Source organism: Stenotrophomonas sp. 22692 (assembly GCF_052045015.1).
GTDB lineage: Bacteria > Pseudomonadota > Gammaproteobacteria > Xanthomonadales > Xanthomonadaceae > Stenotrophomonas > Stenotrophomonas geniculata.
This window is the reverse complement of the sequence record NZ_JBQEMR010000001.1, coordinates 60,530-83,270: the sequence shown is the minus strand read 5'-3', so window position 1 is coordinate 83,270 and position 22,741 is coordinate 60,530. Positions and strand designations below refer to the sequence as shown.

20 protein-coding genes are annotated in these 22,741 nt (G+C 68.0%); 9 read left to right on the top strand and 11 right to left on the bottom strand.

All coding sequences use genetic code 11. The features are described from left to right. The first annotated feature begins 16 nt into the window (after positions 1–16). On the top strand, positions 17–1,474 hold the full coding sequence (locus ACTJJM_RS00350) for an esterase-like activity of phytase family protein (protein ID WP_049455099.1): 1,458 nt from the start codon (positions 17–19) through the stop codon (positions 1,472–1,474). Positions 1,475–1,612: 138 nt separating this feature from the next. Here the strand turns inward: ACTJJM_RS00350 and ACTJJM_RS00345 are convergent, their stop codons facing one another. From ACTJJM_RS00345 to ACTJJM_RS00305, 9 genes are all read right to left on the bottom strand, one after another. Continuing rightward, complete coding sequence (locus tag ACTJJM_RS00345; protein ID WP_043396371.1) at positions 1,613–2,371, bottom strand: 2,3-dihydro-2,3-dihydroxybenzoate dehydrogenase; 759 nt, start codon at positions 2,369–2,371, stop codon at positions 1,613–1,615. Beyond that, a complete protein-coding gene (locus ACTJJM_RS00340) occupies positions 2,362–6,252 on the bottom strand; it encodes an enterobactin synthase subunit F (RefSeq protein WP_311068577.1) in 3,891 nt (1,296 codons plus the stop codon). The genes ACTJJM_RS00345 and ACTJJM_RS00340 overlap by 10 nt, the downstream gene beginning before the upstream one ends. Beyond that, positions 6,249–6,506 carry a phosphopantetheine-binding protein gene (locus ACTJJM_RS00335; protein ID WP_019337842.1) on the bottom strand — a complete coding sequence of 86 codons (258 nt, stop codon included), beginning with the start codon at positions 6,504–6,506 and terminating at the stop codon, positions 6,249–6,251. The genes ACTJJM_RS00340 and ACTJJM_RS00335 overlap by 4 nt, the downstream gene beginning before the upstream one ends. Further along, the gene (locus ACTJJM_RS00330) at positions 6,506–7,138 is read right to left on the bottom strand and encodes an isochorismatase family protein (RefSeq protein ID WP_313411601.1); all 633 of its coding nucleotides are present in this window, start codon (positions 7,136–7,138) and stop codon (positions 6,506–6,508) included. The genes ACTJJM_RS00335 and ACTJJM_RS00330 overlap by 1 nt, the downstream gene beginning before the upstream one ends. Next, positions 7,138–8,790 (bottom strand): (2,3-dihydroxybenzoyl)adenylate synthase, encoded by a 1,653-nt coding sequence (locus ACTJJM_RS00325; protein ID WP_313411599.1) that lies wholly within the window; start codon positions 8,788–8,790, stop codon positions 7,138–7,140. Before ACTJJM_RS00325 ends, ACTJJM_RS00330 begins: the two co-directional genes overlap by 1 nt. Then, positions 8,787–9,980 carry an isochorismate synthase gene (locus ACTJJM_RS00320; protein WP_049455095.1) on the bottom strand — a complete coding sequence of 398 codons (1,194 nt, stop codon included), beginning with the start codon at positions 9,978–9,980 and terminating at the stop codon, positions 8,787–8,789. Before ACTJJM_RS00320 ends, ACTJJM_RS00325 begins: the two co-directional genes overlap by 4 nt. After that, positions 9,977–11,173, bottom strand: coding sequence for an MFS transporter (locus ACTJJM_RS00315; protein ID WP_021204252.1), 1,197 nt, complete (start codon positions 11,171–11,173; stop codon positions 9,977–9,979). Before ACTJJM_RS00315 ends, ACTJJM_RS00320 begins: the two co-directional genes overlap by 4 nt. 154 nt (positions 11,174–11,327) lie before the next feature. Next, positions 11,328–11,639, bottom strand: a complete 312-nt coding sequence (locus ACTJJM_RS00310; protein ID WP_440865110.1) for a DUF3817 domain-containing protein — start codon at positions 11,637–11,639, stop codon at positions 11,328–11,330. Between the two features lie 125 nt (positions 11,640–11,764). Then, positions 11,765–12,700 (bottom strand): TIGR03571 family LLM class oxidoreductase, encoded by a 936-nt coding sequence (locus ACTJJM_RS00305; protein WP_049455093.1) that lies wholly within the window; start codon positions 12,698–12,700, stop codon positions 11,765–11,767. Positions 12,701–12,766: 66 nt separating this feature from the next. On the opposite strand from ACTJJM_RS00305, the gene ACTJJM_RS00300 reads away from it, so the two are divergent. From ACTJJM_RS00300 to ACTJJM_RS00280, 5 genes are all read left to right on the top strand, one after another. Next, entirely contained in the window at positions 12,767–13,216 is a 450-nt protein-coding gene (locus ACTJJM_RS00300; protein ID WP_049455092.1) for a GNAT family N-acetyltransferase, read from the top strand. A 119-nt stretch (positions 13,217–13,335) separates the two neighbouring features. Then, positions 13,336–14,856 carry a thioredoxin family protein gene (locus ACTJJM_RS00295; RefSeq protein ID WP_272773640.1) on the top strand — a complete coding sequence of 507 codons (1,521 nt, stop codon included), beginning with the start codon at positions 13,336–13,338 and terminating at the stop codon, positions 14,854–14,856. A gap of 413 nt (positions 14,857–15,269) precedes the next feature. Continuing rightward, positions 15,270–15,899, top strand: coding sequence for a superoxide dismutase (locus tag ACTJJM_RS00290; RefSeq protein ID WP_049480884.1), 630 nt, complete (start codon positions 15,270–15,272; stop codon positions 15,897–15,899). After that, the gene (locus ACTJJM_RS00285; protein ID WP_021204258.1) at positions 15,896–16,474 is read left to right on the top strand and encodes a flavin reductase family protein; all 579 of its coding nucleotides are present in this window, start codon (positions 15,896–15,898) and stop codon (positions 16,472–16,474) included. Before ACTJJM_RS00290 ends, ACTJJM_RS00285 begins: the two co-directional genes overlap by 4 nt. Continuing rightward, positions 16,471–16,806: a tetratricopeptide repeat protein gene (locus tag ACTJJM_RS00280; protein ID WP_019336271.1), complete on the top strand. Its 336-nt coding sequence runs from the start codon at positions 16,471–16,473 to the stop codon at positions 16,804–16,806. The genes ACTJJM_RS00285 and ACTJJM_RS00280 overlap by 4 nt, the downstream gene beginning before the upstream one ends. Before the next feature lie 5 nt (positions 16,807–16,811). On the opposite strand, the gene ACTJJM_RS00275 is transcribed toward ACTJJM_RS00280, so the two are convergent. Both ACTJJM_RS00275 and ACTJJM_RS00270 read right to left on the bottom strand, forming a co-directional pair. Continuing rightward, entirely contained in the window at positions 16,812–17,960 is a 1,149-nt protein-coding gene (locus ACTJJM_RS00275) for a fatty acid desaturase family protein (protein WP_010485207.1), read from the bottom strand. 11 nt (positions 17,961–17,971) lie between these two features. Next, entirely contained in the window at positions 17,972–19,042 is a 1,071-nt protein-coding gene (locus tag ACTJJM_RS00270) for a ferredoxin reductase (RefSeq protein ID WP_313411590.1), read from the bottom strand. 92 nt (positions 19,043–19,134) lie between these two features. Here ACTJJM_RS00270 and fabR point away from each other — a divergent pair, with 92 nt between their 5' ends. The 3 genes from fabR (at position 19,135) to ACTJJM_RS00255 (ending at position 22,719) form a co-directional block, all read left to right on the top strand. Further along, the gene (gene fabR / locus ACTJJM_RS00265) at positions 19,135–19,791 is read left to right on the top strand and encodes an HTH-type transcriptional repressor FabR (protein WP_019336273.1); all 657 of its coding nucleotides are present in this window, start codon (positions 19,135–19,137) and stop codon (positions 19,789–19,791) included. 230 nt (positions 19,792–20,021) lie between these two features. After that, positions 20,022–22,181: a TonB-dependent receptor plug domain-containing protein gene (locus tag ACTJJM_RS00260; protein WP_440865032.1), complete on the top strand. Its 2,160-nt coding sequence runs from the start codon at positions 20,022–20,024 to the stop codon at positions 22,179–22,181. Further along, positions 22,171–22,719, top strand: coding sequence for a thioredoxin-like domain-containing protein (locus ACTJJM_RS00255; RefSeq protein WP_440865031.1), 549 nt, complete (start codon positions 22,171–22,173; stop codon positions 22,717–22,719). The genes ACTJJM_RS00260 and ACTJJM_RS00255 overlap by 11 nt, the downstream gene beginning before the upstream one ends. Positions 22,720–22,741: the final 22 nt, after the last annotated feature.

Here is a 22,741-nt window from a genome sequence, read left to right as displayed (position 1 = left end):
CGCCCGGAGTCCACTCATGCTCACGACCGCCCTGCTGCTGGCCACTCTCTCCGCCAGCGGATACTCCGCTCCGCATGAGGCGACGGGCGCAGCGCCGCGCACCCTGCAGCTGGGCGGTCGCACCTATGTGGACAAAGGCCTGGTCGCCGCCGGGCGGGTGCCGGCGGGCACGGTGGACTTCCTGGGCGACACGCTGGGATCGTTCTCGTCGCTGGCGGTGCAGCCCGGCACCTGGAAGCGCACTGCCAACGGCTACGAAGGCGTGCTGTGGACCCTGCCCGACCGCGGCCGCAACGATCCCGAGGCTGGCCTGTTCTACGACTACACCGGCCGCGTCGAGCGCATGCAGCTGCGCATCGACGTTTCCCCGGGAGAGCCCGAGCTTGGCACGCTGGCGATGGTGCCCGACAAGGGCGTGGTACTGAAGGATTTCAACGGGCAGCCGTTCACCGGTGCCGACCCGGGCGACCACACGGTCACTCAGCGCCAGGTGGTGCTGCCTTCGCCGGCCAGCGGCGCCGGTGCGGGCAAGGTCTCGCTGGATGCTGAGTCACTGCAGTTCACCGCAGATGGCCACTTCTATATCGGCGACGAGTACACCGCCAACGTCTACTACTTCGATGCGCAGGGCCAGGTGCAGGGTGTGATCGTGGCACCACCCGCGATCCGTCCGCAGCGCGACGGCAAGCCGGCGTTCGGTTCGCTGGCGCCACCGCAGACCGGTCGACGCAACAACCAGGGCGTGGAAGGCATGGGCCTGTCACCCGACGGCAGCCGCCTGTTCGTCGCCCTGCAGAGCGCGACGCTGCAGGACAGCGCGCAGGGCAACGCGGCGGGCCGCATCAACACCCGCGTGCTGGTCTACGACGTGACGGCCTCGCCAACGCCACAGCAGCCGATCGGCCATTACGTGATGGCTTTGCCTGCCTACGCGCACGACGGCAAGGGCAAGCTGGACCGAACCGCGGCGCAGAGCGAGCTGCGCGCGCTGGACGGCCATCGCTTTCTGCTGCTGGCCCGCGACGGAAACGGGCTGGGCAAGGACGGCGACGACCCGATCGTCTACAAGTCGGTGCTGCTGGTCGATGTGGCCGATGCCACCAACCTGGCCGAACGTGCTTATGAAACCGGCACGGCCTCGGTTCTGGCCGACCCGACCGACACCGCGCTGAAGCCGGAGATCATGCCAGCACGCAGCGACGAACTGCTGAACCTGCTGGACCGCCCGCAGTTGGCCCGTGCCGGGCTGGACCTGGACACAAAGCGCGGCCCACATGCCGGACTGCTGTCAGAGAAGTGGGAAGCCATGGACGTGCTGCCGGCGCTGGACCCGCAGCACCCGAACGACGTACTGCTGCTGATCGGCAACGACAACGACTTCATCGCCCGCCACTGCCGCATGCAGGGCCAGGCCTGCGACAGCCCGTACGACAACGACAACCGCGTGCTGGTGTACCGCCTGACCCTGCCTTGAATCGTCGCCGGGCTTGGCCCGCCGCTACCGGATCAACCCGCTGTTTGTTGTAGGGCCGAGCCCATGCTCGGCTGCTTTTCCTTCAGGCATCCGTATCTCTGAAGGAACAGCCGAGCATGGGCTCGGCTCTACAAAAGCTCACCCACGCAGGGTGGCGCCGCCGTCCACATACAGGTCGCTCATCGCCACATGCCCGGCCTGTTCGGAGAGCAGGAACATCACCGAGTGCGCGATGTCCTCCGGGGTGGCCAGCTTGCGCAGCGGAATGCCGGCCTTGTAGGTTTCAAGGGTGCCGGCGATCACCCGCTCGGCACCATGCTCGTCCAGCCACATGCCGGTCTGCATTGGGGTCAGTGTTGAACCCGGGGCAACGATGTTGCAGCGGATGCCCAGCGGCGCCAGTTCCAGCCCGAGGCAGCGGGTAAACATCGTGGCGGCGGCCTTGGAGGCCGCATAGGCCGCCATGCCGTGCCTTGGTACACCGGCCGCATTCGAACTGACGGTAACCATCGCGCCCTGCCGACGCGGTGACATCACCCGCGCCAACGCCCTTCCGACATGGAACACGCCATCGGCATTGACTGCAAACACCCGGCGCCAGTCGTCGTCGGTGGTCCCGGTGACGCCGCCCACATGCAGTACGCCGGCCACGCTGGCGGCCAGCATGATCGGCCCGATGCTGGACTCGACCTGATCCACCAAGGCGTCCACGGCGGCGCTGTCGGTTACATCGAGTGCGAGCGACTTCACCCGGGTATCGGCCACGCGCGGCGTCTCGCGATCGGTCGCCACCACCGTGCAGCCGGCCTCGGCCAACAGCCGTACCAACGCCTCGCCAATGCCGCCGGATGCACCCGTAACCAACGCCACGCGGCCATCGAAACCGGTCAACTGCATGTTGCGATCTCCTGTTGCTCATCCCAGTGGCGCAGCCGCGCCGACAACCACGGCGCCAGCTGCGCCACCGCATCGCGGCCGGTCAGTTCGGCGTGCAGGAACGGCAGTTCCAGCGCCTGCACCCTGCGCGCGTGGGTCCGCCACAACGTCGATTGCAGCTGTGGCCGCGCCTGATGATCCCGACCAGCACGGACGTGCACCAGCGTGCCGTCGAACGGTTGGTGAATATGTTCGCGAATCAGTCGATTGGTGCCGGTCACCGCGCGCACCACGCCATCGAGCACCACATCCGGCAGGCTGCCGAGTGCACTGCCGCCACGGCGCAGGAACCCCAGAATGCGTTCACGGCTGTCGAGTTCCGGATGTGCATCCGGATCGTGGCCGGCAATCGCCAGCAGTGCCCGCAATGCGGCAATGGGATCGGGTTCCGGCTCGGCCCGCCAGCACTCGCTGGGATAGGCGTCCAGCAGCACCAGTTCGCCGACGTCGCGGCCGATCTCATGCAGGCGCACCGCCATCGCCTGGGCGAGGATGCCCCCCACTGACCAGCCCAGCAGGTGCACCGGCCCCTTTGGCTGCAATGCGACCACGCGCTGTACGTAGTCGTTGGCCATCGCCTCGATGCTGCTCGGCAGCGGCTGCCGCGCGTCCAGTGCCGGCGACTGCAGTCCATACACCGGGCGTGCCGGCTGCAGTGCCCGGGCCAGGGTGCGGTAGTTCCAGGCAATGCCCCCGGCCGGATGCAGCACGAACAGCGGCATGGGCCCGGCGGCGTCGGTCGCGGCCAATGCGATCACCGGCCCCAGCGCGTGATCAGCCAGCGCGGGCGGCTCGGCAATACGAACTGCCAGCGCGGCCACGGTGGGCTGCGCAAACAAGGCACCCAGACCCAGATCGCAGCGCCAGCGCTGCTCGATCGCCAGCAGCAGGTGCACCGCCGACAGCGAATCACCACCGAGACTGAAGAAATCTGCATCCACCGCCACCGGCGCCTCACGCCCAAGCGCCTGTGCGAACAGCAACGCCAGCTCCTGTTCCAGCGGCGTGCGCGGTGCCAATCCAGCGACGTCATGCTGTGGTGGCTTCGGCAACGCGTTGCGGTCGAGCTTGCCGTTGGCGGTCACCGGCCACTGGTCCACACCGACGAAGGCCGAGGGCACCATGTAGTCCGGCACACGCGTGGCGAGGTGGCTGCGCAGCTTTACGGCATCGGCAAGCGCGGTTGGCACATAGGCCACCAGCCGGGCATCGCCGGGCGCGTCCTGGCGCAGCAGCACTTCCACGCGCTCCACGCCAGGCAGTTCGCGCAGTGCCGCCTCGATCTCGCCCAGTTCGATGCGCAAGCCGCGCAGTTTCACCTGGTGGTCGCTGCGGCCGAGATACTCGACCGCACCATCGCGGCGCCAACGGGCTACGTCGCCGGTGCGGTAGATACGCTCGCCCGCCTGGAACGGATCTGCAATGAAACGTTCGGCGGTCAGGTCATCGCGACCGAGATAGCCACGCGCCAGCTGGACGCCACCCAGGTACAGGTCACCGGGCACGCCCACCGGCACCGGCTGCATCCGGGCGTCCAGCACGTACAGGCGGGTGTTCCAGACCGGGAACCCGATCGGCACCGGCCGCGAACGATCCTGCACCGACGCCGGCCAGTAGCTGACGTCCACCGCAGCTTCGGTCGGGCCATACAGGTTGTGCAGCTCGGCGTGCACACGCGCGTGGAAGCGGTCCCGGGACGAATCATCCAGTGCCTCGCCACTGGTGAACACCCGTTGCAGCTGCAGCCCTTCGGAGGCCGGTGCAGCGAGGAAGGCATCCAACATCGACGGCACGAAATGCGCCGTGGTGATGCCATGCTCGCGGATCAGCCGCGCCAGTTCGGTGGGGTCGCGATGCGCGTCCGGCCCGGCGACCACCAGCGTGGCTCCGCACAGCAGCGGCAGGAAGAACTCCCAGACCGAGACGTCGAAGGTGGCCGGGGTCTTCTGCAGCACGCGGTCATCGGCGCGGATGTCGTAGTGCTCGCGCATCCACAGCAGGCGGTTGACGATGGCACGGTGTTCGATGACCACGCCCTTGGGCTCGCCGGTCGAGCCGGAGGTATAGATCACGTAGGCCGCATCGTCAGGTGCCGGATCGGCCCACGGTGCGGCAAAACTCAGCGCAGTCCACTGCTCCGGCGCGAGCACCGGTACGCCGGCCACGCGCGCCGATACGTCCGCCGCAGCCAGTACGCACACCGGCTGTGCCGACGCGAAAATACGTGCCAGCCGCTCATCGGGATGGGCCAGGTCCAGCGGAAGGTAGGCCGCGCCTGCTCGCAGCACCGCGACCAGAGCGATCACTAGCTCCAGCGAGCGCGGCAATGCCACCGCCACCACGCTGCCCGGGCCGACATCCATTGCCCGCAGCTGTGCCGCCAGCGCGAAGCTGCGCGCTTCCAGCGTTGCGTAGTCCAGCGTAGTGTCGCCGAACACCAGTGCCGGCGCGTGCGGGTCCCGATCCATGCCCTGCTGCAGCAGCTCGACCAGGGTCGTCTCCGGCAGCGCGTGCGCGGTGGCATTGAAACCGTGCAGCACCTGCTGCGCCTCCTCGGGCGTCGCCAGAGGTACGGCTGCGATATCGTCAGCCTGCAGTGCCGCCGACACGAAATGCAGCAACCGCGCCGCGTGCGCCTCGACATCCTCGCGACTGTACAGCGCGGGATTGGCCTCGATCTCCAGATCCAGCAGACGCTGGCCATCGCCGCGGAAGCCCAGCGTCAGGTCATCCACCGGCCCGGTGCACAGCACCTCCAGCGTCGCCTGCACGCCCGTCAGCGCCAGTGGCTTGTAGAACGGCTGCACATTTACCATGGGACCGTGCAGGCGCTGCTGCGCGCCCACCAGGCCCAGGTCCCGGCGCAGTTGCTCGCCTCGGTAACGGCCGTGCTTGCGCCCTTGGCTGAGCTGCCGGCCCAGGCTGCGGGTAAAGGTTTCGACGCTGCCCTCGCCGGCGGCCACGCGCAGCGGCAACACATTCATCACCATCGCCGGTACCCGTGCCGACGCGTTGCCGAGCCGGCCCATGTAGGGCACGCCCAGCACCACTTCATCGGCCGCGCTCATCCGCCGCAGGTACTCGGCCGACAACGCGGCCAGCACGTCCGGCCAGGGCTGCAACCAACGTACCGATACCTGCAGCAACTGCTCACGGAATGCCGCATCGAGCGGCTGCACCCAGCGCAGCGCGTCGTCACTGGCCGCGAGCGTACCGGCCAGGCCGACGCCCGCCGGTGCCCCCTGCATGTGCTCGCGCCACCACTGCCCGGCCTGCGTGCGGCGCGGGTCGGCACGATAGGCGGCATCATCGGCCAGCACGCCAGTCAGCCCCGGCAGTGGCTCACCGGTACGACCGGCATACAACGCGCACACGCGATCAGTGAACAGCGCCATGCCGTATCCGTCGGCCGCCAGGTGATGCACGCGCAGGTACCAGACCCAGCGCTGCCCGCCCAGCTCAAGCAGCACCTGCTGACTGATCCGGTCGCGGGTGGGATCGACCGGGCTCAGCCGGTCGGCGTGCATCAGGTTGCGTGCCGCAGCGGCGGGATCCGTCTCGGTGGACACATCACGCACCGAAAGCAACGGCACGTGTGCGGGGTCATGCCACTGCAGCGGCTGGCCATCGGCCCCTTCGGCAAAGCGCAGCGCGAAGGCCTCTGCCTCAACTGCGGCCTGGTCTGCCGCTGCAACGAACGTAGCCACATCCAATGGCCCCTCGATCCACACCGCATGTGCCGTGTTGAACGACGGGTTGTCCGGTGCCAGCCGCTGTGCGAACCACAGTCCCGCCTGGGCCTCGGTCAATGCCACCGGCGTGGCCAGCGCGACGGCGTTCATGCGCTCTGTGCGGCCTGCAGCGTCTGCACCACGCCCCACCACTGGCGCAGCGTGGTGTGCTCGGCCAGCTGCGAGAACTCCAGCGGCAGGCCGGTGTTGCCCCAGGCCAGGACCAGGCCGAGCATGCGCATCGAATCCAGGTCCAGGTCGATCAGGTTGTCGTCGTCACCGATCTCTGCCGGTGTGCACTCCAGCACGCGCGCCACATCGGCACGCATCCGCTCCAGATCCAGCACCTCACCCGTGGCAGCCATCACAGCACCTCCAGCAGCTGGTCGGTGGTCATCGGCACCCCGCTGGTGCGTGCGATCCAGTGCAGCGCCTGATCGTGATCGGCACGCGAGAAGTCCGCCACCGCGTCAGCGGCGATGAAGGCCTCGATGTCACGCTGGAAGGCCTCGACCACGGTCGCGGTGCAGCCGATATGGGCGTACACGCCGGACACCAGCAGCTGGTCGCGCCCACGTACCCGCATCAGCGTCTCCAGGTTGCTGCGCTGGAAGGCGCTGTAGCGGTGCTTCACCAGCACGTGCTCGCCTGGCTGCGGTGCCAGCGCCTCGATGATCGGTTCGTGGTCGGCGCTGCGGCGCATGCCCGGCCCCCACAGATCAGCCTGCAGGCCACGGTCACGGCGATCCTGGTCGCCATGCTGGGCGGTGTAGAACACCGGAATGCCGTGCGCGCGGCAGTGCGCCAGCAGGCGCACGATGTTGTCCACCGCCGGCCGCAAGGGCGTGCTGCCGGCGTCGAATGCCGCCAGGAAGTAGCACTGCATGTCGTGCACCAGCAAAGCCACACGATCGCGCTGCGGGCGCCACGGGCCACGCGCCTGCGGCAGTTCGGCGGCAGTCGGCAAGGGATAGTCGGTAATACGGGGCAGCGCCATCAGCGCGTTCCTCCTGTCTGTTGCAGATGACGCGCACGCAATTGCGCGCGCAGTTCGCGGCGGCTGATCTTGCCGACCGCAGTGGTATCGAAACTGTCGACGAACACGACCTGGTCGGGCACCTTGAACGCCGCCAGGCCGCGCCCGCGCATCCAGGCCTTCAGTGCCTGGGCCTTGAACGGTTCGCCCTGCGCGATCACGAACGCACAGCTGCGCTCGCCCAGATACTCATCGGGAATGGAGACCACGGCGGCGTCGAACACACCCGGGTGCGCCAGCAGGTGGTCCTCGATCTCCTCAGCGGAGATCTTCTCGCCAGCGCGGTTGATGTGGTCACCCGCACGGCCCTGTACCACCAGATAGCCACCGGGCAGCTGCTGCACACGGTCGCCGGTGCGATAGAAGCCGTCGTCGGTGAACGAGCGCGCATTGGCCACCGCATCGTTGTGGTAGCCACGGATGGTGTACGGGCCACGGGTGAGTAGATGCCCCACCTCGCCCTCGGCCACCGGCTGGTCATGGTCATCGACCACGCGCACTTCATCATCCGGACTGATCGGTCGCCCCTGGCAGGCCACGATCAGTTCTTCCGGATCATCCAGGCGGGTGTAGTTCACCAGCCCTTCGGCCATGCCGAATACCTGCTGCAAGGTACAGCCGAGGCCGTCGATCACCCGCCGCGCGGCTTCCGGCACCAGCTTGGCGCCGCCCACCTGCAGTACCTGCAGGCTGGACAGGTCATGCCTGCTGGTGGCGGCGGCCTGCGCCCACAGCAACGCCAGCGGCGGCACCAGGCCACAGCAGGTCACCCGCTCCCGTGCGATCAGCGGGAAGGCCGCATCCGGTCCGGGGCCGGGGCTGAGCACCACGCGGGCACCGGCGTACAGCGCGCCGAAGAAGCCGGGCGAGCTCATCGGGAAGTTGTGCGCAGCCGGCAGCGCGACCAGGTAGACGCTGTCGCGGTCTATGCCGCAGAGGTCATTGCTGGCGCGGAACGAGTAGATGTAGTCGTCGTGGGTACGCGGAATCAGCTTGGACAGCCCGGTGCTGCCTCCGGAAATCTGCAGGAACGCTACCGATTGCGGGTCCGGATCGACCGGCAGCTGGCTGCGATCGCCCTGCAGCGCCTCCAGCGCGACGAACTCCGCCGCATCGCCGTCGATCACCACATGGCGAACCGCCGGGACCTCGGCCTGCAGCGCCCGCGCCAGCCCGCGGTGATCGAAGCCGTCGTGCAGTGCCGTGGTGATGTAGGCACTGGCTTCGGCCTTGCTGGCGAAGTGCACCAGCTCGGTGATGCGGTGCGCCGGCAACGCGTACACCGGCACCAGCCCGGCACGGAACAGGCCACAGACCGTGGTGATGAAGCCTGCCGTGTTGCCCAGCTGCACCAGCACCCGCCCCCCTGGCTGCAGGCCCAGCGCCAACAGGCCGGCGCCGATCCGCCCGGCCTCGTGCCACAGCTGTGCATAGCTCAGGCGGACGTCGCCGGCGACCACCGCGATGTCATCGGCATAGCGTTCTGCACGGTCGCGCAGGAACGCCGGGAAGGTCTCGCCACGCCAGTGACCGGCCTCGCGATAGCGCGCCACCAGCGCGTCGGGCCACACCTGCTGCAGTGGCAGGCGGGAGGATTCAACGGAAGCATTCATGCGGCAGGCTCGATGGCGGGCGCGGATTCATGGACACCCAGCGCGTTCAACAGGGCAGCGAACTTCGCTGCGGTTTCAGCCACCTCGGCCTCGGGGTGCGACTCGGCGACGATGCCGGCACCGGCATACAGGCGCAGTTGCGTGCCCTGCAGGCGCGCGCAGCGGATCGCCACGTACCAGTCGCCGTCACCCTGCGCGTCCAACCAACCCACGGCGCCGGCATAGAAGCCACGCGGTACAGGTTCCAGCTCGCGGATGCGCTGCAGCGCCGCCAACCGCGGCGTACCGCAGACCGCCGGCGTGGGATGCAGCTGTGCCAACAGCTCGGCCGCCGATGTCTGCGGATCCTTCAGGGTGGCGTGGATGCGGGTGCCGAGGTGCCACATGCTGGCGGTGGCATGCAGCACCGGGCGCGGCTGTGCATCGATGTGGCTGCAGTACGGTGCCAGGCCTTCGACGATGGCTTCGACCACGTGGCGGTGCTCGTCGTGGTCCTTGGTCGAGGCCAGCAGCGCCTGCGCCGCACGCCCGTCCTCGGCGGCATCGGCACTGCGCCGCGCGGAACCCGCCAACGGATGCGACAACAGTTCGGCGCCGCGCTTGCGCAGCAGCAGCTCCGGCGTCGCACCGACCAGCCAGGCCGGTGCCTGGCCCAGCTCCACCGGAAGCGGCACCGCGTAGGTCGCCACCGACGGATCCGCGCCCAGGCGTGCCAGCAGCACGTCCGGAGAAAGCGCCTGGCGGGTGCGTGCCAGCAGGCTGCGCGCCAGCACCACCTTATGCAGGTTCTGCTCGGGCGCACGCAAGGCCTGCACTGCCGCAGCGACTGCAGCGGCATAGTCCTGCGGCACAGGTTCGGCCCGCAGGGCGCCGGCCAGCGGCGGTGCGGCCTGCGGCTGCAGTGCCAGCGCCGGCAGCAGGCGCTCGGGCTGGTACAGCGCATCGTCGGCACGCGGCTCGAACGGCACCGCGCCAACCAGCAGGCCCGGGCCGCCACGCTGCTGGGCAAAGAACTCCGAAACGCGTTCTGCCAACGTCGCCAGTGCACCGGCTGGCAACGTGGCGCGGCAACCGCGGGCGTGCACGTGCTGGCCGGCATGCTGCAGCAGGAACAGCGACGCGTCGTCGGTGCTCTCCTGTGGTGCTGGCGCAGCCTCCGGCCACGCGCCCTGCATCAGGGAATCGTTCATGGGGTCTCCTTCATCCGATGCGCTGCGGCCAGCGCGCACAGCAACAGCAGCAGCGCGCCCACCAGCAGGTAAGGCAGGCTTGGCCCGCCGCGATACAACAGCGTGCCGAGCATCGGCCCGGCCACCATGCCCAGCCCTTGCGCGGCCGCCACGGTGCCTGCGGCGGCGCCCTGCTCGTGCGCCTCTACCGCATCGGCGGCCAGCGCCTGGAACGAGGGGAATACGAAGCCCATGCCGAACGCAGCCAGCGCATACGCCGCAGGCAATTGCCAGGCCTGCTGCACGCCCGCCACCGAAGTGAAGCCGATGCCGGAAATGAGAGCGCCGAGGACGATCCAGCGACGTGGATGCACCTCCAGCTTCATCACCAGCGCCTGCGCCAGGATCAGGCCGACGCCAACGGCGGTGAGTGCAATGCCGGCCATGCGCGCGCCGGTCGCCGCATCCAGACCCAGGCGATCAATTGCGAAGAAGCCGACCGTGACCTGCGCGATAGTCACCGAGACCATGGCGATGAACGCTGCCAGCTGCGGCAGGCACAGGCGCGCGTCGAGGCGGCTCATCGGCGTGCGGCGCTGTGCGGACGCGCCCACCACGGGCGGTGTAGCCGGCAGGCGCCAGGCCAGCAATGCCAGTGCCAGCAACGGCAGCAGCGCGGCCACGTACAGCGCCAGCGACAGATTCGTATAGGCCAGCCAGCCCGCGGCGGCCGGGCCGAGCACCATGCCCAGCGCGTTGGCACTGCCCAGGCGGGCGAGGAATTTTGCACGCTGTCCGGTGGGTGCCCTGTCGGCGATCAGCGCCGCTGCGGTAGGAGGCACAGCCGCGTAGAACAGGCCGATCAGGCCACGCGCACCGACCAGCACCAGCACTGACACCAGCACCGGCGGCACTGCCTGCAGGGCGACATCGATGAACACCGCCAGCGCGATATAGACGACGGTGTAGGCGCTCATCGCCAGCATCAGCACGCGTTTGCGGCCGATGCGGTCGCTGAGCTGGCCCCAGGGGCGCGCGGCCAGCATCCACAGCACGCCTGCGGCGGTGACCGACAGGCCGGCATGCCACTCGGACAGGCCGAGCATGCGGACCACCGGGCCGATCACAGCGACGAAGGACATCATCGCCATGGTGCCGATCAGGGCAGCCAACACCAGCGCCGGCAAGCCGGGAACGACGGGACGTGCGTGCATGAAACACCAGCCGTAACAGGAAAGGATTGGCCGGGCGCGTCTGCACGCCCCGCCCGGCACCCGCCCCACTCAGGACCGGATGCCACCCTCAAATGATAACGGCTCGTATTTGCATTTGATACCCATTCTCTTGAATGGGCATGCAACAGTGGGTTCAGCGCATCGCACGCAGGCCCAGCAGGCCACGGCGCTTGAACCACCACTCCAGCGGCAGCGTCACCAACGGCGGGATGGCCGCCAGCAGGGCCAGGGCATTGGCCCACCACGGCCAGCGCAGGCGCACCGCCGCAAACAGCGTGACCGCCACGTACACCAGGAAGGCCGCGCCGTGCAGGGGCCCGAACAGCTTCACCAGCGCCACGTTGGTCATGGGGCCGTACTTCATCCACATGCCGATGAGCAGGCCGGCCCAGGTCACGGCCTCGATGAAAGCGACCGCGGCGAACAGGCGTCCGGTCGGGGGCATGGGGGAACGTTGGGTCACGCGGGGCTCCGGCATCGGGATATCAAATGCGAATGATACGCAGATGCGAACGCCATGTAGAGTCGAGCCGTGCTCGACTGCTGGAGCGTGTCCACCAAGGTGGACACCTACCGGAGCGTGTATGGCAGAACGTGCTCCCCGATCTCACGCAGCACCGCGTCCATCGGCCTCCCGTTGTCGACCAGGTTGAACATCACGTGCCCCACGCCCTGCGCATGCACGCGCAGCAGGTAGTCACGCAAGCCGTCGCGGCCGACCTTCAGGCCCAGTGGCAGCGGCTCGGGCGGTGCCTGCGGATCGGCCTGCAGATCCAGCAACATCGACTGCACGAACGGCTTGCCTGGCCCAGCGCCTTGCGCCTGCGCCTGTTGCCACAGGCCGATGCGCCCTTCCTGCGCGGCCTCTTCGCGGTGATAGGTGGCCCAGCCTTCGGCTTCCCGTGCGATCCACTGCAGGCTCTGCCGCGCAGTGCCCACCACCAGCATCGGAATGCGCGTGGCCGGGGCCGGCAGCACGTCGAAGCCACCGGTTACCTGCAGTACCTCGGCCCTTTCTTCAGCCTCAGGTGACAACGCCGCGCGCAACAAGGTCCAGCGCTCACGGAACGTCGCCGCCCTGCCCTCCAGGTATTCGCCGAATGCCGCGAACTCTTCCGGCCGATCGCCAGACCCGAGGCCCAGCACGAAGCGGCCGTCGCTGATCCGGTCCAGGCTCAAGGCCGACTTCGCCACCTGCAGCGGATGGCGCAATGGCAGCACGATGGCCGCGCTGCCGACCACGATGCGCTCGGTCGCCGCAGCCAGCATGCCCAGCCACAGGAACGGGTCGTCCAACGCGCTCGTTGTCGCGTCCGGACCCTGCGGCACCATCAGCGGCACGTCGCGCGTCCACAACGCGGCAAAGCCCAGGTCATCGGCCAGTCGCGCGATACGTCGCGCCTCACGTGGATCGGCCAACCCATGCGACGCCACGGGCGTCATCAGGCCCAGGCTCAGACCCTGCTGCGGAAACAAGGCAGCGTACGCGGGATTGAAATCACTCATGCCGCCAGCTTAGCGTGCAGGCATGGGGCAACGATGACGCGCCGCCCACCACCGGAAGAACACTGCATGCCGACGATCCGCCCTGCCCACGTCGATGACCTGCCCGCGATCAGCACGGTGTGCCTGGCTGCCTTCACTGCGGCGGTCGCACCTTCGCTCAGCGCGGCCGGCATCGCCACCTTCGGCAGCGTCGCCGCGGCCGAAGCGTTCGGCGCGCGCCTGCAGGGCGACAACCACATCCTGGTGGCCGAGCAGGACGGCCGCGTCGTCGGCGTGATCGAACTGAAGGAAGGCCGGCACCTGGCGATGCTGTTCGTCGATCCCGGCTACCAGGGCCAGGGCATCGGCCATGCTTTGTTCGACGCGGTGCTCCCGCAGGTGCGCGAGCCGGTCCTGACCGTGCGCGCCTCACTCAATGCAGTGCCAACCTACCTGCGCTATGGCTTCGTGCTGGACGGCGACGTCGGCGAGTTCAATGGGCTGGTGTATCAGCAGATGGTGCGGGCAGCGGCCTGAAGGCATCCGCCGGCCAATGCCCGGCGGGCGTCATGCCCTGCGGCACGCCCGTCATAAGCAAACTGAATCAGCAGGCTCCCCGGCCGTTCCTACAATGGCCTGTCACCCTGCCCTTCGAGATGCTGCCGATGCGCGTCGCGCTTTCTATGTTGCTGCTGGCTTCGGCGCTGAGCGCCTGCACCCCGGCCCCGGTCTCCATCGCCAACTCCGCCGAGGTGCCCGCGCCGGCCAAGGCAATCGCCTGGCGCCAGGGCGATGTCGATGATGCCTTCGCCGAGGCCGCCGACAGCGGCAAGCCGGTGCTGCTGTACTGGGGCGCCGTCTGGTGCCCACCGTGCAACCAGCTCAAGGCGGGCCTGTTCAAGGACCCGGCCTTCATCGCGCTGACCAGCAAATTCGTTCCCGTCTACCTGGATGGCGACGAGGAAGGTGCGCAAGCCTGGGGTGAGCGCTTCGGCGTACGCGGCTATCCGACCCTGATCGTGCTGGACCCAAAGCGCAACGAAATCACCCGCGTGGCCGGCGGCAATGATGCCACCGAACTGACCCGGGCACTGACCGTCGCCGCAGGCCGCCGCGGTGCTGTTGCCGCCACCTTGGCCACCGCGTTGGCAACGCCGGACCGACTGGCCGCAGAAGACTGGCAGGTGCTGGGCGACTACGGCTGGGAAGTGGACGCCAACCGCCTGGCCGGCGAGCGCAGCAGCGAGGATGTGCTGCGCCAGTTGTCCAAGGCCGCACCCGACGCTGCCCTGCAGCGCCGCTTCGCTCTGCTGGCCTCGGCAACGGCCGAAAAGCCCGATGCCTCGCCCACCGAAGTACGCGAGCTGCTGCAGGCCGTGCTGGCGCAGCCCGCCGAAGTCCGCCGCAACCGTGAGTTGCTGGGCTATGCAGGCGTGCAGCTGGTCAAGCAGGCCAGTGCCGGGCCGGCCACCAGCAACACGCTGGGACAGCAGCTGCTGGTGGCATTGGAGCGGGCAGACGCCGAGCGCGGCGACCGCGCCGACGACGCATTGTCGCGTGCGTTGACCGAAGTGTCGCTGGCCCGCCTGCAGCAGCCGAAGGGCGCATTGCCCGCGGCCCTGGTTGATCGGGTCAAGCAGCGCGTGGCTGCTGCCGACGCTGCCGCCACCGATGCGCATGCGCGCCAGGCCACGATCAGCAGCGCGGTCTACGCACTACGCCAGGTCGGCGACGACGCAGGCGCCGAGTCGCTGTTGCTGGCGGAACTGAAGCGCAGCGAACAGCCGTACTACTACATGCCCGAGCTGGCCGAACTGGCCGAGCAGCGCGGCGACACCGCCGGTGCGCTGGAGTGGTTGAAGCGTGCCTACGACGGTGCACAGGGCCCGGCCACCCGCGTGCAGTGGGGCGTGCTGTACGTGGAAGGCCTGCTGAAGCTGGCACCGAACGATGCACCACGCATCGAGCAGGCGACCGCCTCGCTGATCGCCGAGCTGGAGGCACAGCCGTCGGGCTACCACCAGCGCACCCGCCAACGCTTCGAGCGCCTGGCCGGGCAGTTGAAGGCGTGGAGCGGCAAGCACCAGGGCGCGGAGACGCTGGCGCGGTTGCAGCAGCGGATGCAGCAGGCGTGCGGCGATCAGGTAGATGGCGCGTGCAAGGATTGGTTGAGTTGAGTTGATGAAGGCGCTGGCGGCGGGTTCGTCTGCCGGCGCTTTTGTTGATATCGGTTGTGGCGGGGGAAGGGGCTGGCCGGGACCGTTGGCGCCATGGATGGCGCCATCGAGCCCCCAAGGATGGGTTTACGGCGTGTCCCGGCCAGCCCCTTCCCCCGCCACCCGACGGTTTCCTGCGAGCGCGGGCAACACATCAGCGCGCCGGTGAGGTTCGAAAAGCGGGTTCTCGTAGTGCCGGCCGCTGGCCGCCAACCCGACCTTCGCTGATTGCCGGCCAGTGGCCGGCACTACAACGTCGCTCTTGCTCCCTTTCACGCATTTCAATCCTTCCCCTTGACCTCAACCAATGTTGAGGTGCGATAACGATCTCCCCACGGCCAGCCTCTCTGGCCTTCCCCACGGAGATTGCTTCGATGTCGTACTCGCTTCCCCCGCTTCCCTATGCCTATGACGCCCTCGAGCCGCATTTCGATGCGCGCACGATGGAGATCCACCACAGCAAGCACCACCAGGCCTACGTCAACAACCTCAACGCCGCCATCGAGCAGGCCGGCATCGCCGAGCAGCCGGTCGAGGCGCTGATCGCCAACCTCGATGCCGTGCCCGAGGCGCAGCGCGGCGCCATCCGCAACAACGGCGGTGGCCACGCCAACCACAGCCTGTTCTGGACCGTGCTCAGCACCAACGGTGGTGCGCCCGATGACGAACTGGCCGCCGCCATCGACCGTGACCTCGGCGGTTTCGATGCTTTCAAGGAGGCCTTCACCAAGGCGGCGCAGACCCGCTTCGGCAGCGGCTGGGCCTGGCTGACCAGCGATCGCGATGGTCGCCTGCAGGTGGAAAGCAGCGCCAACCAGGACAGCCCGCTGATGGGTGCGGCCGTGGGCCTGTCCGGCAACACCCCGATCCTCGCACTGGATGTCTGGGAACACGCCTACTACCTGCACTACCAGAACCGTCGCCCGGACTACATCGGTGCGTTCTTCAACATCATCAACTGGGCCGAGGTCGGCCGGCGCTACCGCCAGGCCAGGGCCTCATGAGCGGCGAAACGCTGCCGTACGCCGGGCCGTGGGCGGGGGTTTTCCCCGCCCCGGCCCCGGTGCCGTCGGTCGAGATGCCGCCGCGGGCCCTGCGGCGGCTGCTCGGTCACTTTCCTACCGGCGTGGCAATCGTCTGCACGCGCGATGCGCAGGGCAAACCCATCGGCCTGACCATCAATTCGTTCGTGCCGGTGTCATTGCAGCCGCCACTGGTGCTGTGGAACCTGGCGTTGCATGCGCAGAGCCTGTCCACCTTCCAGCGCGCCACCCGCTTTGCGATCAGCGTGCTGGCGGCCGACCAGGAAGCGCTGGCCCGGCGCTTTGCCGATCCGCAGGTCCGCAACCGCTTCGACGGCCTGGCATTGCTGGATGATGACGAGGATGCCCCACCACGCATCGCCGGTGCGGTCGCCCATCTCACCTGTACCCGCCACGCACAGTGGCCGGTGGGTGATCATCTGCTGCTGGCTGGCCGCATCATCGAAGTGCACGAGAACGGCGGCGCGCCGCTGCTGTTCCATCGTGGCCGCTTCCAGCCCGGCCCCACCGAATTGCTGGTGGAGGTGCGCGGATGAACATCGAAGCCCTGGAATGCATGCTTGCCAACGGCAAGGACGGCGCGCTGCTGCGCTTCGGCCTGGGCAAGGGTTGGCTGGATGCGGGGAACCCGGTGCGCGCGGCCACCCATCTGGGCCGGTGCGTGGTGCTTGATCCGCAGTATTCCGCGGCGTGGAAGCTGCTGGGCAAAGCCTGGCTGGCCAGTGGCCAGCCGCTGGCGGCGCGCGAAGCATGGCAACGCGGCTTGAGCGTGGCCGGCAGCAAGGGTGACCAGCAGGCACACAAGGAAATGCAGGTGTTCCTGCGCCGCCTGGACCGCGAACAGGCGGCCCTGGCGAAGGCGGGCTGAGTCGATCAGCCCGCGTTGGCCGATGCCGGTGCGGACATGATGTCCGGCATCGGCAGGCGGCGCGGCTTGCTGGGGAACGCGTGGCGCAGGATGCGCCAGACCACCTGGCCGAACTGGCGCGGCAGCGAGCCGTTGTTGTAGTGCTGGCCGTAACGGCGGCAGATGTCCTTCACTTCCTTGGCAATGGCCGCATAGCGGTTGGCCGGCAGGTCCGGGTAGAAGTGGTGCTCGATCTGGTGGCTGAGGTTGCCCGACAGCACATTGATCAGGAAGCCGCCGCTGATGTTGGACGAACCGCGCAGCTGGCGCAGGTACCAGTGACCGCGCGATTCATTGCGCAGGCATTCCTTCGGGAAGGTTTCCGACTCTGCGGTGAAGTGGCCGCAGAAGATGATCACGTAGGTCCAGATGTTGCGCAGGCCGTTGGCCACCATGTTGCCCAGCATCACGGTGAGGAAGAACGGGCCGGCCAGCAGCGGGAAGAACACGTAGTCCTTCAGCACCTGGCGGGCCATTTTCCGCGCCACCGGGCGGGTCTGCATCCACATCGCACGGCCACTGATGCGGCCCTTCAGCCAACGGCCCAGGCGCAGGTCCTGCGCGGCCACGCCCCACTGGAACAGCAGCGCGAAGATCGGCGCGATGATCGGCTGCAGCAGGTAGAACGGCTTCCAGCGCTGTTCCGGGAAGATGCGCAGCAGGCCGTAGCCGATGTCATCGTCCATGCCACGCACGTTGGTATAGGTGTGGTGGCGGAAATTGTGGGTCTTGCGCCAGTTGTCGGCGGTGGCAACGATATCCCACTCGTAGGTGTTGCCATTGAGCTTGGGGTCGCCGGTCCAGTCGAACTGGCCGTGCATGACGTTGTGGCCCAGCTCCATGTTCTCCAGGATCTTCGACAACGCCAGCAGCAGCGTGCCAGTGATCGCGGCCGGCCACAGCAGCGGCATCCAGAACAGCGGCGAGAATGCTGCCAGGAACAGCAGGCCACGGCCACCCACGCCGAACCATCGCACGGCGGCAGCCACACGGCGGATGTAGCGGGTATCGGAGGCGCCGAGGCTGCCGATCACACGGTCGCGGATCGCATCGAGTTCCTCACCGAAGGCATGCATCTCGGCGGTGCTCAGGGCACGGTCGGTAGCGCGGGTCATGGCAGGCGTCCTCAGAGATCCAGAGTCAGGTCGGTGGTCGGTGCGCTCACGCAGATCCGCACCGGCTGTGCCGTTTCGGACTGCAGGTCGCCGGTGCGAAGGTGGCGGGTGGCGCCACTGACGCGATCACAGGTGCAGGTGTTGCAGATGCCCATGCGGCAACCGTGCTTGGGCTTGATGCCATGCGCTTCCAGGCTTTCCAGCAGCGAGCGGCCACGCGGCACGCTCAGCTGGCGGCCACTGCGCGCAAGCGTCAGCGACACCTCTCCTTCGCTGCTGGCATCGCGCAGCGGCGCCGGCGGGGTGAAGGCTTCGGCCTGGAAGCCGGCCACCTGGTGCGCCAGGCGTTCGCGCGCAGCGGCAACGAAGCCGTCCGGGCCGCAAGCCAGCACATGGCGCTGCGCAAGCGGCGTGTCATCACCGGCCACCTGCAGATCATGGGTATCAATTCGCGCGGCCGGCGCCTCACCCTCGCGGGTGGCCAGCAGATGCACGCGCAGGTTCGGATGTGCCGCAGCCAGCGCCCGCAGTTCATCACGGAACTGCAGATGGGCAGCAGTGCGCTCCCAGTAGAACAGGTCCACCGGTGCTGCCAGCGGCCGCTGGCAGGCGTCGCGCAACAGGCTGCGCATCGGCGTGATGCCACTGCCGGCAGCCAGCAGCAGCACCGGCGCCGCGGCCGGCATCTGGAACTCGCCGAAGGCGGCATCGAGGCGGAACAGTTCGCCCGGCTGTGCATGGTTGACCAGATGCTGGCTGACCCGGCCGCCGTCGATCGCCTTGACGGTGATCGCCAGCTCGCGCCGACCCAGTGCGGTGGGGCTGTAGCTGCGCTGGCACAGGCGTCCTTCAATCTCGACGCCGAGGTTAACGTGCTGGCCGGCGCGCATGCCGGCCCAGTGCCGGTTGGTGCGCAGGACCAGGGTCGCCGCGCCCTCGCCAGCCGGCTCGCGGCGGACCAGGCGGGCCACCGGCTCGCGCAGGGTCCACAGGGGATTGAGCTGGCCCGCCCAGAAATCGAACAGCGACGGCGACACCCAGCGGTACGGAGAGAACAGGGACGGACGGACGACAGCGCTCATGAGTGAACTATACGGGCGCACATACACCTGTGTATACATGTGTATATTGAACCGGATTGGGTATGATTCAGCCTCGCCCTACCGGAACCCCCATGGCCGCCGCCACCGCCTTGTCGACGCCCGAAGATGCCAACAGCCCGGCCCGCCGTACGGTGACCCGCGAGGATCTGCTGGCCGCCGCCCTGAAACTGATCGGGCCGCACCGCAGCCTGTCCACGCTCAGCCTGCGCGAAGTGGCACGTGAGGCCGGCATTGCGCCGAACAGCTTCTACCGGCAGTTCCGCGACATGGACGAACTGGCCGTGGCGCTGATCGATGCAGCCGGCCGTTCGCTGCGCACCATCATCGGCGAGGCCCGCCAGCGCGCCACCTCCACCGCCACCAGCGTGGTACGGGTCTCGGTGGAGACCTTCATGGAGCAGCTGCGCGCCGACGACAAGCTGCTGCACGTACTGCTGCGCGAAGGCGCGGTCGGTTCGGACGACTTCAAGCACGCGGTCGAGCGTGAGCTGCACTACTTCGAGGAAGAGCTGCAGCACGACCTGGTGCGCCTGGCCGCGCTGGATGGCGCCGTGCTGCATGCCCCCGAACTGGTGGCCAAGGCCATCACCCGGCTGGTCTTCGCGATGGGTGCCACCGCCATGGACCTGCCGCCGGAGAAGGATCCGGAACTGGTCGAACAGATTTCCACGATGATCCGCATGATCATCGTCGGCGCCCGTACCCCCGCCGCATTCCGTCGCGGCTGACGATCCGACCGCGCCTATACGGCAACTCCATCCTATGGACATGACCACCGGCAGGGTTGCGGTCGTTTTATGTAATGTTATAACACAAGCATGATCTGACTCGACTGGCGCCCCAATCGCAATTGCCTCGGCTTCGTTATATAGCACTTGCTATATTCATAAGCCGCTGCTTTCATATGCGTCAGCCAGGTCGCCCTCGCCGCCTTTCTTCTCCCAAGGACGACGCCCTCATGCCCGTTGCCACGCCCCTCTTCCATCGGCTGCCCCTGGCCGCCGCCATTGCCCTGACCCTGCCGCTGCCTGCACTGGCCGCCACCTCGAAGCCGACCGAGCTGGACCGCGTGCAGGTCAAGGTCAGCACCGCCACCCGCAGCGAACGCCTGCTATCCGATGTCCCGATCCGCACCGAAGTGCTGCGCAAGGAAGACATCGCGCTGCGCGCGGCCACCGACTTCTCGCGCGCCGCCGAGCTGATCAACGGCCTGCGCGTGGAAAGCAACTGCCAGAACTGCAACACCAGCGAAGTGCAGCTGCTGGGCCTGCCCGGTGCCTACAACCAGCTGTTGTTCGATGGCATCCCGCTGTTGTCCACGCTGGGCAGCGTCTATGGCCTGGAACAGATCCCGGCCGGGTTCGTCGACCGCATCGAAGTGGTCAAGGGCGGCGGCTCGGCGCTGTACGGCCCGGGTGCGGTGGCCGGTGTGATCAACCTGATTCCGCCGCTGCCGGCGCGCAGCGGTGGCCATGTGCAGGCCGGCGTGGATGTCCTGAAGGGCACACCGCAGAAGAATGCCGACGTGCGCCTGGACCTGGTGGCGAAAGATGCCGACGCCGGGCTTTCAGTGATTGCCCAGCGCAACTGGAACAGCGGCATCGACTACAACGGTGACGGCTACACCGAGATCACCCGCAAGAACCTCAAGGTCGGCGGGCTGCAGGCCTGGTACGCGCCCACGCCAGGCACGCGGCTGCGCCTGGACCTGCAGGTGACCGATGAAACCCGGCGTGGCGGCAATCGACTGGATCAGCCCGAATACCTAACCAACATCGCCGAATCGCTGGATACGAAATACCGGCGCGGCAGCGTGTCGTGGGATCAGGAAATCAATGCCGACGCCGATTTCCGCCTGGCCTACGCCTTCGCCGACATCGACCGCGACAGTTTCTACGGCGGTCTTGGCGACGTGGTTACCGATCCGTCTGCCCCCGGCCATGACCCGTCGCAGCTGGATCCCAACGTGGCCGGCAGCGCGGCCTCGCGTTCGTGGCGCCAATACGGCCGCACCCACAACCCGCTGCACTACATCGACAGCCAGTTGAACTGGCGGCTGGGCGCGCACGCGCTGGCCTTCGGCGTGCAGTACAAGCACGAGGCGCTGCGCGACGACAACCGCACCGGTGACGGGCAGCGCCTGGCGGTGCTGGAAGATGCAACCTTCCACAACCTGGGCGCCTTCATCCAGGACGAATGGAGCCTGCGTGACAACGTCGACCTGGTACTGGGCGCACGCGTGGACAAGAGCTCGGAGCTGGACAGCGCGGTGTTCTCGCCGCGCATCGCCCTGGCCTGGCAGGCCACCCCGAACCTGAAGTGGCGCGCCGGCGTCGCCACCGGCTTCCGTGCACCGGAGATCTTCGTCGAGGACGTGCACGTCGATACGCTGGGTGGCGAGCAGGTGCGCGTACGCAACACCGATGGCCTGAAGGAAGAGCGCGCGTTGACCACCCTGTTCGGCTTCGACTGGCGCTCGGACCCGGCCAATCCAGTGTGGAGCTGGGATGCTACCGCCTCCTATGCACGCATCCGCGACACCTTCGCGCTGGGCGAGATCCAGCGCGGCGATGACGGACAACTGAGCCAGCTGCGCTACAACGCCTCCGGCTCCAACGTGCTGGGGGCGGAAACCAACCTCGGCTGGCAGCCGTCGCCGCAGTGGCGCCTGACCGCCGGTGCCTCGTGGTACCGCTCGCGCTTCCGCGAACCGCAGCGCATCTTCGACGACACCGGCGACGGTGGCGACACCATCATCGAAAGCCGCGACTACCTGAAGACCCCGCGCTGGACCGGCCTGGCGCAGCTCAGCTGGATGCCCGCCGAGCCGTGGGAAACCTTCGTCGCGCTGCGCCATACCGGGCCGATGTCGGTGCTGAACAACCGGTTGGGCGAGCTGCACCGTACGCGTTCCTTCCTGGTCACCGATCTTGGTGCTCGCTGGCACCGCCATCTGGGCGCGCAGGCGCAGCAGGAAGTGTCGGTGGCCGCGGGTGTCAAGAACGTGTTCGATCAGCGCCAGAAAGATCTGGAAGTGGGCGCGCTGCGTGACAGCGACTATGTCTACGGGCCGCGCTTCGCGCGTTCGTGGTACGTCAACCTGCGCTATGTGTTCTGAAGCTCTGCGAGCGTTGTTGCTGGCCTGTGCCGTGCTGCTGGCCGCACCGGCGATGGCTGCGGACCTGCACGCGCAGGTCTCGGCCTCGCTGATGCGGCCGGAACAGCGCTCGCTGCGACCGATGCAATGGACACAGCCGCCGAAACTGGTGGCGCTGTACTTCGGTGCCGACTGGTGTGCACCGTGCCATGCCTTCGTACCCACGCTGCGCAGCGTGCGTGATGCCCTGCGCCAAGCCGGCGCCGATACCGAAGTGGTGTACGTCAGCCAGGATGAGAGCGAGAGCGCGCTGCGCCGCTACATGCACGCGCAGGACATGCCGTGGCCGGTGCTTGACCCGCGCCGCGCTGCGCGCATGCCGGCCCTGCAGACATTGGCCGGGCTGGCACCGCCGAATCTGGTACTGATCGATGCCGACGGCACGGTGCTGACCAATGGCTGGCAAGGCCGGCGTTACCAAGGCCTGCAGCCGGTGTTGAAGGAATGGACGAAACGGGCGTGCGCGCAGGAACAGGCCCGCTGCCCGCCTGACCTGTAGCGTCGAGCCATGCTCGACGCAT

What these genes read in the sequence shown, in the direction of transcription:
- ACTJJM_RS00350 (WP_049455099.1), top strand. Translation starts at nt 17, where the DNA reads ATGCTCACGACCGCCCTGCTGCTGGCCACTCTCTCCGCCAGCGGATAC.
- ACTJJM_RS00345 (WP_043396371.1), bottom strand. Translation starts at nt 2,371, where the DNA reads ATGCAGTTGACCGGTTTCGATGGCCGCGTGGCGTTGGTTACGGGTGCA.
- ACTJJM_RS00340 (WP_311068577.1), bottom strand. Translation starts at nt 6,252, where the DNA reads ATGAACGCCGTCGCGCTGGCCACGCCGGTGGCATTGACCGAGGCCCAG.
- ACTJJM_RS00335 (WP_019337842.1), bottom strand. Translation starts at nt 6,506, where the DNA reads ATGGCTGCCACGGGTGAGGTGCTGGATCTGGAGCGGATGCGTGCCGAT.
- ACTJJM_RS00330 (WP_313411601.1), bottom strand. Translation starts at nt 7,138, where the DNA reads ATGGCGCTGCCCCGTATTACCGACTATCCCTTGCCGACTGCCGCCGAA.
- ACTJJM_RS00325 (WP_313411599.1), bottom strand. Translation starts at nt 8,790, where the DNA reads ATGAATGCTTCCGTTGAATCCTCCCGCCTGCCACTGCAGCAGGTGTGG.
- ACTJJM_RS00320 (WP_049455095.1), bottom strand. Translation starts at nt 9,980, where the DNA reads ATGAACGATTCCCTGATGCAGGGCGCGTGGCCGGAGGCTGCGCCAGCA.
- ACTJJM_RS00315 (WP_021204252.1), bottom strand. Translation starts at nt 11,173, where the DNA reads ATGCACGCACGTCCCGTCGTTCCCGGCTTGCCGGCGCTGGTGTTGGCT.
- ACTJJM_RS00310 (WP_440865110.1), bottom strand. Translation starts at nt 11,639, where the DNA reads ATGCCCCCGACCGGACGCCTGTTCGCCGCGGTCGCTTTCATCGAGGCC.
- ACTJJM_RS00305 (WP_049455093.1), bottom strand. Translation starts at nt 12,700, where the DNA reads ATGAGTGATTTCAATCCCGCGTACGCTGCCTTGTTTCCGCAGCAGGGT.
- ACTJJM_RS00300 (WP_049455092.1), top strand. Translation starts at nt 12,767, where the DNA reads ATGCCGACGATCCGCCCTGCCCACGTCGATGACCTGCCCGCGATCAGC.
- ACTJJM_RS00295 (WP_272773640.1), top strand. Translation starts at nt 13,336, where the DNA reads ATGCTGCCGATGCGCGTCGCGCTTTCTATGTTGCTGCTGGCTTCGGCG.
- ACTJJM_RS00290 (WP_049480884.1), top strand. Translation starts at nt 15,270, where the DNA reads ATGTCGTACTCGCTTCCCCCGCTTCCCTATGCCTATGACGCCCTCGAG.
- ACTJJM_RS00285 (WP_021204258.1), top strand. Translation starts at nt 15,896, where the DNA reads ATGAGCGGCGAAACGCTGCCGTACGCCGGGCCGTGGGCGGGGGTTTTC.
- ACTJJM_RS00280 (WP_019336271.1), top strand. Translation starts at nt 16,471, where the DNA reads ATGAACATCGAAGCCCTGGAATGCATGCTTGCCAACGGCAAGGACGGC.
- ACTJJM_RS00275 (WP_010485207.1), bottom strand. Translation starts at nt 17,960, where the DNA reads ATGACCCGCGCTACCGACCGTGCCCTGAGCACCGCCGAGATGCATGCC.
- ACTJJM_RS00270 (WP_313411590.1), bottom strand. Translation starts at nt 19,042, where the DNA reads ATGAGCGCTGTCGTCCGTCCGTCCCTGTTCTCTCCGTACCGCTGGGTG.
- fabR (WP_019336273.1), top strand. Translation starts at nt 19,135, where the DNA reads ATGGCCGCCGCCACCGCCTTGTCGACGCCCGAAGATGCCAACAGCCCG.
- ACTJJM_RS00260 (WP_440865032.1), top strand. Translation starts at nt 20,022, where the DNA reads ATGCCCGTTGCCACGCCCCTCTTCCATCGGCTGCCCCTGGCCGCCGCC.
- ACTJJM_RS00255 (WP_440865031.1), top strand. Translation starts at nt 22,171, where the DNA reads ATGTGTTCTGAAGCTCTGCGAGCGTTGTTGCTGGCCTGTGCCGTGCTG.